This window comes from Nostoc sp. NMS4, assembly GCF_017115095.1.
Lineage (GTDB): Bacteria > Cyanobacteriota > Cyanobacteriia > Cyanobacteriales > Nostocaceae > Nostoc.
In genome coordinates this window covers 1-9,403 of the sequence record NZ_JABXKI010000345.1, presented here as the reverse complement: position 1 = coordinate 9,403, position 9,403 = coordinate 1, and the positions used below count along the sequence as shown (strand labels likewise).

Annotated in this window: 10 protein-coding genes and 1 pseudogene; 8 read left to right on the top strand and 3 right to left on the bottom strand. The window is 39.0% G+C overall.

Annotation, left to right across the window (positions count from 1 at the left end; translation table 11 throughout):
- Positions 1-101 (top strand): annotated as a pseudogene (locus HWQ37_RS30655) (HNH endonuclease); the annotation flags it as partial.
- A gap of 114 nt (positions 102-215) precedes the next feature.
- On the opposite strand, the gene HWQ37_RS30650 reads toward HWQ37_RS30655, so the two are convergent.
- On the bottom strand, positions 216-797 hold the full coding sequence (locus HWQ37_RS30650; RefSeq protein ID WP_292754312.1) for a hypothetical protein: 582 nt from the start codon (positions 795-797) through the stop codon (positions 216-218).
- Between the two features lie 350 nt (positions 798-1,147).
- Between HWQ37_RS30650 and HWQ37_RS30645 the strand changes: the two genes are divergently transcribed.
- Together HWQ37_RS30645 and HWQ37_RS34775 are read left to right on the top strand one after the other, a co-directional pair.
- Entirely contained in the window at positions 1,148-1,921 is a 774-nt protein-coding gene (locus tag HWQ37_RS30645) for a DUF6745 domain-containing protein (RefSeq protein ID WP_363318219.1), read from the top strand.
- Positions 1,915-2,172, top strand: a complete 258-nt coding sequence (locus HWQ37_RS34775) for a hypothetical protein (protein ID WP_363318218.1) — start codon at positions 1,915-1,917, stop codon at positions 2,170-2,172. Before HWQ37_RS30645 ends, HWQ37_RS34775 begins: the two co-directional genes overlap by 7 nt.
- A gap of 41 nt (positions 2,173-2,213) precedes the next feature.
- Here the strand turns inward: HWQ37_RS34775 and HWQ37_RS30640 are convergent, their stop codons facing one another.
- Positions 2,214-2,903 (bottom strand): Uma2 family endonuclease, encoded by a 690-nt coding sequence (locus HWQ37_RS30640; RefSeq protein WP_292754309.1) that lies wholly within the window; start codon positions 2,901-2,903, stop codon positions 2,214-2,216.
- Positions 2,904-3,312: 409 nt separating this feature from the next.
- Here HWQ37_RS30640 and HWQ37_RS30635 point away from each other — a divergent pair, with 409 nt between their 5' ends.
- The 4 genes from HWQ37_RS30635 (at position 3,313) to HWQ37_RS30620 (ending at position 7,515) form a co-directional block, all read left to right on the top strand.
- The gene (locus HWQ37_RS30635) at positions 3,313-3,573 is read left to right on the top strand and encodes a hypothetical protein (RefSeq protein ID WP_292754307.1); all 261 of its coding nucleotides are present in this window, start codon (positions 3,313-3,315) and stop codon (positions 3,571-3,573) included.
- Positions 3,574-3,594: 21 nt separating this feature from the next.
- Positions 3,595-5,121 (top strand): ferredoxin:protochlorophyllide reductase (ATP-dependent) subunit B, encoded by a 1,527-nt coding sequence (gene bchB / locus HWQ37_RS30630; protein ID WP_292754305.1) that lies wholly within the window; start codon positions 3,595-3,597, stop codon positions 5,119-5,121.
- Positions 5,122-5,276: 155 nt separating this feature from the next.
- A complete protein-coding gene (locus HWQ37_RS30625; RefSeq protein WP_292754302.1) occupies positions 5,277-5,522 on the top strand; it encodes a hypothetical protein in 246 nt (81 codons plus the stop codon).
- 1,009 nt (positions 5,523-6,531) lie between these two features.
- The gene (locus HWQ37_RS30620; protein WP_292754300.1) at positions 6,532-7,515 is read left to right on the top strand and encodes an AbiTii domain-containing protein; all 984 of its coding nucleotides are present in this window, start codon (positions 6,532-6,534) and stop codon (positions 7,513-7,515) included.
- A gap of 150 nt (positions 7,516-7,665) precedes the next feature.
- Here HWQ37_RS30620 and HWQ37_RS30615 read toward each other — a convergent pair whose 3' ends face one another.
- On the bottom strand, positions 7,666-8,481 hold the full coding sequence (locus HWQ37_RS30615; protein WP_292754298.1) for a hypothetical protein: 816 nt from the start codon (positions 8,479-8,481) through the stop codon (positions 7,666-7,668).
- A gap of 671 nt (positions 8,482-9,152) precedes the next feature.
- Here HWQ37_RS30615 and HWQ37_RS30610 point away from each other — a divergent pair.
- The coding region (locus HWQ37_RS30610) for a hypothetical protein (protein WP_292754295.1) at positions 9,153-9,403 on the top strand (251 nt) is incomplete at its 3' end.

Sequence of the window (9,403 nt, the reverse complement as noted above, 5' to 3'; positions counted from 1 at the left end):
ATCACATCGACGGAAATCACGCCAACTGGAAGAAAAATAATCTTGAAGCAATTCATGAGAGTTGCCACGATTACAAACACATGAGCAAAAGCGCAAGCTGAGAACATCGGAAGCTGGGTGCGGTGAAAGTCGCACGCCCAGATTTAACTGAGAGGTGCGGGGAATAATATCCCCCATCGACTCAAACAACGGGAATACGAGCCTGAAGGTTGGCGTTATGTCGCTGATTGAAAAGTTGGTTTTACTAGCTTGTTGCTTATTACTTTAACAGCGTTGTATGCAAGATCAAACGCTAAGAGTGATAAATATGTTTGCAGTGGCAAAAAGCCCACAATAACTGCTAAGAGTGTTACAATTTCAAGTATTGGACGGTATTCAAATATCTGGAATTTTTTTTGATTAGAGAAAGTATCGAGATATTCATCAAGCACTGCTGCACACGTTAGAATTCCCAGTGAAAGCCACTGAACTTTAAGTAAGCAAAAATCAGAAAGTATAGTACCTAATATTCCCGGCAAAAGCAATGCTATCAATCCCATTATCCTAAAGGGCCAGTTGTCAAATTTAGACATGAAGGTGACACCGATGACAATGGCAAGGAGTAATTCCGCAGAGTAGCTATCAACTCCCATGACAACTCCCATAACTACTCCAACACAACAAGCTATAATCCAAGCAACTTTTTTACTAAAAACTCCAGCATCATATGCCTGGTCAATATATTTAAATCCACCTCCTATAAAAGCAAATGCACTAATAATTGCAGAAGAATAAACAAAGCTATTTGTTATCAGCATTTTTTGTTTTCCTTGATTGAGTAATTGTGAAAGAAAAATCTTGCAAAACTATAGCAATCCGATTTAATTTCTGAATCACTCGTAAATACAGCTAACTCTTAAAGTAAATAGACACTTCCTAAATATAATCCAGATATCAAAAAATGGTAGAAAGTTAAATTAGCAGTCTAGCACTCTAGTTAAAAAATGTGTAATGACGAAAATATGTAGTCAGTGCTTAAGTCCTGGTTGTTTTTAGTAGTTTCGGCTCGTCGGGTCGTTTCCAGGTTGAACCTGGGAATGAGAAATGCGCTGTTAAATAACGGTGGGTTACACTTCGTTAACCCACCCTACAATTTAGTGTTAGTGCAATGAGTGAGATTATTAGCGAACTGACTCCTGAAGAAGAAGCTTTAATTCCGGTTTATCGCCAGAAGTGGAGAGCGATCGCACTTTCAACTGAGAAGATAAATAGGAAAAAAGCTGCAAAATCGGTAAATGAAGCCTATGCTTTAAATGATTTAGCTCAACCTGAGATTATATTTATTGATAGTCCTCGTACTGCTATATCCTCTAGCAGTTTTAGTGTATGGATAGAACCAAGAGGAGAACTAGATAGCTACCTTTCAAGTCAGTTTCGCAATCAACTTGAAAAATCTATTTGGAACTTAATTTCAGCACACCTTTTTCAGACTATTAATATTGACCAGGAAATATTAATAGATTTATATTATTCTATAAAATATTTAACTGTAGATAAAAGATTTAAAATAGATGGATATAATACTTTTGAACCAAAATACTGGTTAGCTTATAGCTGTTTATTTGATTTTTGTATTTCTGTTTTAAATTGCGCTTATCCAGCAAGATATTTGCAAGTTGTGCAGGATGTAGCTGAATATTGCGGCTTAATTTTTTGTTCAGAAAGTCTAGTAATTATCTGTGAGCGTCCGACTAAAATTTCCTTCGACAATGAAAATCGCCTCCACGCTGAAGGCGAACCCGCCATTGAATTTACTGATGGATATAGCCTCTACTCATACCACGGCATAACCTTACCTGAAAAATACGGTAAAATCCACCCGCAGCAATGGCAAGCTACTTGGCTTGTAACAGAAGAAAATGCCGAATACGGCGAGTGTTAATTCAGGGTATTGGTTACGCCCGAATTTGCCAAGAATTGCAAGCCGTTGAATTAGATAATTGGCAAGAATATACACTATTAGGAATTGATAACAATGTGGATATCGAGCCGATTTATTTATTAAAAATGACTTGCCCTAGTACAGGGTTTATTCACGCCTTGCGAGTCCCACCGAATATGAACTCAGCGCGTGAAGCAATTCGCTGGGTAAATTGGGGTGTAGATCCAGAAGAATTTGCTGTGCAAACATAGCAAGCATAATTGCTGAAGAGACTTTCCCTATTTACAAGGGGTTAATCACTACCTAATTTCTTGATAAAATCTCCATGTTCAGCAGATTGTAAACCTGCTTGTAAAACCTTCAACACACCCTGCATATTACCTGCTAATAACTCCGTCGCCGCTAACCACAACCCTGGAAATACCCGACTTCGCAAAATGCCTTCATTGTCAGGTACTAATTCCAGATATTCACCCTGTTCCAGAGAAAACCAAGTCAATTTTTGGTCTAAAACTTGCCAAACAATATATTCTTTAACACCATTGCGACGATAAGCTTGTTTTTTACCATGAAGATCAATAGCCGCACTACTAGCAGCAATTTCCACAACTAACTCTGGCGCACCTTCGATATAATCATCTTCACTCAGCCGCGTTTGACCACCTGCTTCCGGTACAATCAACAGAACAACATCGGGTTGAGGTTCGTTATCTAAGTCTAAGCGGACGGTAGGTTCAATTCCCAACGCTACACCAGGAGTTGCAGCTTCGTAAGTACCAAGGAATGTCAAAATCCAACCATGCGGTTGACCGTGACTTCGGAAACGCAGAGCAGCAGGCATAATATAGACAATCCCTTCGATTAATTCAGCTTTTTTCAGGTTAGGGGTGGCATTATAGCGACGCTCAAATTCATAGCGCGTGAGTTTGTCGCCATTTTCCAAATGAGGAATTGTCGAAGGCTGGGAGGGTGTTTTCACCATAATTTTTCTACTGAAAATGAGCTTGTGTACATCCTAGCGAATTAGGTAAAAACGCAACCGACTAGGGAATGAGGGACTTCTGACCTCTCTCCTAAAAGACTACGGTGTACACATAAGTAGAATTACCCCCCTTAATCCCCCCGATGTATTGGGGGGAAACCGGAAAATCTAGTTCCCTCCCCTTTGCAAGGGGAGGGTTAGGGTGGGGTAAAACCTTGGTTAATCAGCATTTCAGACTTGTGTGTACACCGTAGCTCCTAAAAGAAGAGAGGCTTTGAATCTTACTCCCCAACGCTAGCAGGGAAGGGGCTGGGGGTTAGGTCTAATTTACTGAAACATTAAGATTTTTTTACAAAACCAACAGGAATATTGTTTAAATATATAGCTGTATTCCAAGCAGGAATTACGTTTGGGCCATATCGCCTCTCCTAAAACCCGCAACAAAGCTTATTTTTTTTCAGCCAGCAGGTTTGAGAAAATCAGAAACGATTTAATAATTAAAGACTTATTAAGTAAATGGGCTGAATTAAAGATAATACCTCTCTTCAAACCTCTCCCCTTCCCTGCTAACGGTACGCTGGGCGATGCCTACGGCGCTAAACTACGCACCGAAGGGGTTGGTGGTAAGCTCTATCTGATATTTTTTACGCCCACTTACTTAGTTATTTAAGTTGAAAAGGGAGACACAAACATGAAATTGGCTTACTGGATGTATGCTGGACCAGCCCATATCGGCACTCTGCGAATCGCTAGCTCTTTTAAAAATGTTCATGCGATTATGCACGCTCCCATTGGCGATGACTACTTTAATGTCATGCGCTCTATGCTATCGCGGGAGAGAGATTTTACTCCGGTGACAACCAGTGTGGTCGATCGCAACGTTTTAGCACGCGGCTCTCAAGAGAAGGTGGTAGATAACATCGTCCGCAAGGATGCCGAGGAACACCCAGATTTGATTGTGTTAACTCCCACCTGCACCTCTAGCATTTTGCAAGAGGATTTGCACAACTTTGTGGAGCGATCGCAGTTGGAAGCGAAAGGTGATGTCATGCTGGCGGATGTGAACCATTACCGCTACAACGAACTACAAGCTGCCGAGCGCACTTTGGATCAAATTGTCCAATATTACATCGAAAAAGCTCGGAAGCGGGGCGAATTACCAGAGGGTAAAACTGCGAAACCCTCAGTTAACATTATCGGTACTACTACCCTCGGTTTCCACAACAATCACGACTGCACCGAACTCAAACGGCTAATGGCTGATTTGGGAATTGAGGTAAATACCTTAATTCCTGAAGGTGCTTCGGTGAATGACTTGAAAAAGATGTCCCAAGCCTGGTTTAACCTAGTTCCTTACCGCGAACTCGGTTTGACTACAGCCCGTTACCTGGAAGAACAATTTGGCACACCTTATATAGACATTACTCCAATGGGTGTAGTGGAAACTGCCCGTTGTATTCGCAAGATTCAGCAGGTAATTAACGCTCAAGGTGCAGAAGTTGACTATGAAAACTTCATCAATGAGCAAACCTTGCATGTATCTCAAGCTGCTTGGTTCTCTCGTTCGATTGACTGTCAAAATTTGACTGGTAAAAAAGCTGTGGTTTTTGGTGACAACACCCACGCCGCCGCCATTACCAAAATTTTGGCGCGAGAAATGGGGATTCACGTTGTTTGGGCTGGAACTTACTGTAAATATGATGCAGATTGGTTCCGCGAACAGGTGAGCGAATATTGTGATGAAGTGCTAATTTCTGAAGATCATGGTGAAATTGGGGATGCGATCGCTCGTGTCGAACCCTCTGCCATTTTCGGCACGCAAATGGAACGCCATGTTGGTAAGCGCTTAGATATTCCCTGCGGCGTAATTGCTGCACCAATCCACGTCCAAAACTTCCCCATTGGTTACAAACCATTTATGGGTTACGAAGGCACGAATCAGATTACAGATTTGATCTACAATTCCTTCACTTTGGGAATGGAAGATCACCTCTTAGAAATCTTTGGCGGTCACGATACCAAAGAAGTTATTACTAGAGGAATTTCTGCTGATTCTGATTTGAATTGGACAAAAGATGGTCAAGCAGAATTGAATAAGATTCCGGGATTTGTGCGCGGGAAAGTGAAGCGAAATACTGAAAAATTTGCCCGCGATCGCGGTTTTAAGGAAATCAACGCTGAGGTCTTATACGCCGCCAAGGAAGCTGTTGGGGCTTAGATTCGGGAGTTAACTAATTAATTAAAATAGGGTATCCATAGAATACCCTATTTTATTTGTTTTTACTGGTAATTACTATCTGGCAACAAGATGAATGAACAGAATTTGTGATATTCATAACACTAAAACCGGATAAGTTAGAGGAGAATTAAGTAATGACAACAGCTAGCTTATTTCAGTGGGTACAACTGAAGCAAGATGTTCCTAACAGCCCTGTAAAAGTCGGCAATAGAGGAGTTGTATTGGATCATCTACCTCCTAGTAAAACTCAACAAGAACCTGGATATATTTTAGAAGTATTTCAAGATGGTGAAACCTTGGATGTTGTTTCTGTGCCTATTTCCTGGGTGAATCCTCTACCTGAAACTTGGGGAACTAATAAATTTCACTCTACAAACTAATTTATTAAAAATGATGTATTTATGAGTAGCAACCAATTAGCTAGCAGTCCTAACGACAATAGACTATACACCAGATTAATTAAGACTCTAAAAATACTTCAGTTTATCGGTTATTTCATTGTAGTCGTTTATTGTTTTATCATATTTTCAATGTTTGGTCAAAGTTTAATTCTTACTGGATTTAGTATAATACTTTTTGGATATTTAATTAATGCGGTAATTGCCTGTATTATTATATATATATTTACAGCAGTATTGATAGCAATCATCGACCTTTTAAGCCGCATAGAACGGAATACAAGGCCTGGATAATAACTGAGGACTAATCATACATTGAAAGGGTTTTGTTGAAGTAGTTACAAAAATAACTTGCGCCTAACTGTGAAGTTATTTATTTCAGCGATCCATTAGGTAAGGTTTTAACTCATCCTAGTGAATTAAAAGTTTTACCTACTATTAAACAATGATTTCACCTAATATAATATAAATCTATTGCAGCACCAAGAAATTTGCCCGCGATCGCGGTTTCAAGGAAATCAACGCTGAGGTGTTGTACGCCGCGAAGGAAGCTGTCGGAGCTTAGTTTAGCAATTATTCCAGAACAGTGGGTAGTGAGAAGTAACTTTACTCTTCACTACTGACTTTTAAGTTTTTGCTACATTCTATATTTAGACTCACCTTATTTTGAGACTTTATTTAGATTCAAGGCTAGCTGAACACATAATTCTATATCTTTTATAAGCCAAAGTACGGTTATTACTACCTTAATTCTTTACTTTCCTTTATTTTGATAGTACAAATATACTTTTGCCTGAGCTATAATTGCACAAACGTAGTAACCGCTCAATAATCCGGGGTAAATCGCTCAGTGACAAGGCTCAAATGGCGTAAACTCGTTCCTGAACTGGTAGTTCGCCCCGATTTATTGAGCGGATACCAAACGTGTTTAAAAATAACTATGTAGCGTCTGTCTTTATTCTCAGAACTCTGCATAATTGCTAATAGATATATGGATGACATTGTAAAAAGTATCCAAGAAGATATTCTTCGTCCAGAAGTAGGACTGAACACGATTCTACTGAAAGCAAAGGTCTTGACTCATCAACTTAAAAATCACCGTTTGAAACGATGGGTTAACTATGAGTTAGATGGTTATCCGCATCTGGAGAAAGTACCTGAGTATCGTATTATTTATACACCATTACTTGGATATATATTTAATGGTTATAATGGGTACAAGAACATACCCATTCCTCTGGATAAAACGCCTGATTGGTTTCAGGAAACAGCTAATAAAATCCATTTTTGTCCCGGTATTAAAACTGTTGAAGAGTATGCTGTAAGTCAGAATAGTATTACCTTTGCCTGGAATGCGGAACAAATAGCCGTTTGGAACTACTATAATCCATCTGGATCTAGTGGACATCAATGCTATGAAGTAAAAAGACCAGTATCTTATAGCGTCTTTGCTCAAATACTACTAACAGTCCGCAGTCGTTTGCAAGATTTTGTCCTCGAACTTAGTGATCTTCCTTGGAAAATGCCAAAGGATTCATCATTATTAAGCGACCAAATTGAACGGCTTGTATCATTAACAATTTATAACAACGCACAAGGAGGAAACGTGGCAACTTTTGACCAACGCGAACAGCAAGTACAAAACCAAAATAATGCAGCACGCGATATTAATATCAAAGGTGATATCAATATCAGGACTATTCAAAATACTAATGATTTTATTAGTGAACTACAAAAAGTAAAAAGTGAACTATCGAAAGCTGGAGAGGCTCAAATCATTGATGCTGAAATAGTTACTGATGCAGATTACGAAATAGCTACTGCAATACAGGAGGCTAAAAAAGCTACACCTAATAAAAATTTAGTTTTGAAGGCAATAGAAAACGCTAAAAACTTATTGAGTAAGAGTGCTGGTGCTGTTGAGTTTGTCACAGCACTTATAAATCTGATTGCAGCAGGAATAACATTATTCTAAGTACTTTAGTTAGACTGAACAGTGTAACTCATAGCCCCTACCTTTCATAATAAGCTTTTTTGCCAGCTTTGAATTAGGTATGACTTAACAGATAATTTTAGTTACTTTTATTACATTGCTCAAAGAGCGATCGCGCCTCCAACCTACGGCTTAATCTCGCTTTTGTTTTTGGATTTGTTGCCATTCCTTTTGAATACTTTGTAATGCCTTCAAGGTACGATTTAAACGAGCTTTTTTTAACTCAGGAGTCTCTTTTTGGAATAAAGTCGGAGAATTTATTACTTTATGTAGTTCAGATTGGGTAGAATGCAAGCGATCGCTCAAACAGCATTCAAAGATTTCACCATTATCACTGCTCACATTTTCTACTAATTGGCGATATATATACTCTTTAGAACTGATTTGACCGTTAAGGGCAGTATTAACAATTTCCTCGATTAACTTGTGGTAGCAGTCAGATAAGGAATTAGATGGTGCGGCTGGCGTAGGTTCTGCTGCTAGATTATTTGTTTCAGAAGTAGAAGGATCGGATATTTCTTCTTTAGTTGGCGTTACGAAAGTTTCTTCAGAAGTAGGGGATTCTTCTTTAGTTGGTGTTGGTAAAGATTTCCGAGAATTTGTCGGTGAAGAATTTGCTTTAGAATTAGATAAGTAATAATCTGCTAAAGAACCGCAGAGAAACTCTTCACGAAAGCGGTTGATTTTGGCAAGTGACTGGATTCTGTGGTAACGGCGTTTCTGATACCATAAACCAGAAATTAATAACCCTGCGATGGCTCCGATGCCAACTCCTACCATAGCAACCTTGGCATCGTCTAAAGCTTGATTTTGTTGCCCAGATTCGACAGTCGGATTGGAAGATGCACTTTGAGCAATAGCATAGTCACTGGCTGAATTTAGCTGTACGCTAGTAGCGATCGCTGCAACCGACAGTACAAATCTAAATATTAACTTTGATTTCCACATAATTTTACAGTTTAATAATATGTTGTCTCTTTCTGGAGACTAAGCGTCTGCCCAAGGAGTGAATAGTTAAGAATCAAACTAATTAGATCCCTCTTTTACTAAATAAGTTCCACTCCAGTTATATAAAAAATAAACTTTTTCAACAGTAGTTTGCGGAAGATGTTCTTATTTTTTAACATTATTTGTGCGTTTAGGAATCTGGACAAAGCCATATATTAATACCATTTCTCAAACTATGTGCATTAGGTATTTCGTAAAATGGTTATGAGTTATAGCGATCGCAAATAAAATTTAACACTCAAGCCTATCTTAAAGCGTTTTTGTGTTTATTAACACATCTCACAGATGAGGCGTGGTATAAGTAGATGCTTAGTGCCAAGCTTTTACGGAACTCAATCGAAGATATTATCTCATAGCGAAACATCTAGCGATCGCATTCCTTAACGCAGAAATTTACTGATAAATAAAAATTAAAAGCGAACAAATATCACAATACAAAATTATTACTTCGGGGATCTAATAGGCAGAATAACCCACTAAAACTTTAACCGATGTGTCTCCGGCAACGAAGTAACAAAAGCATCATTAAAGCCTCGCAATCTCGCGTATTAAAAAAAAGCAGATGCGTGTTAATGTTTTAATCTCATTGTCTTCCCTTCGGGTCTTTCCCTATGCATCTGCCCTACTTACACCCCCAACATCTTGAAGAATTAGTCAAGAGTAGTGGTATAGACTTACACTTAATGCATCTCAATTTTAAGTCGCTCCAAGGTGTAACAGCTTATGAGTACCTATTGATTTCTGAGCTACTCCCCCGCACCAATACCGGAATGGTGAAAGCTGGTTGCTTGCAGCGTTATGCTCATGTCACTGAAGGTGGTTGGTGGTGTTCGGGACTAGACCCTTTGAATAATTGGCAAAT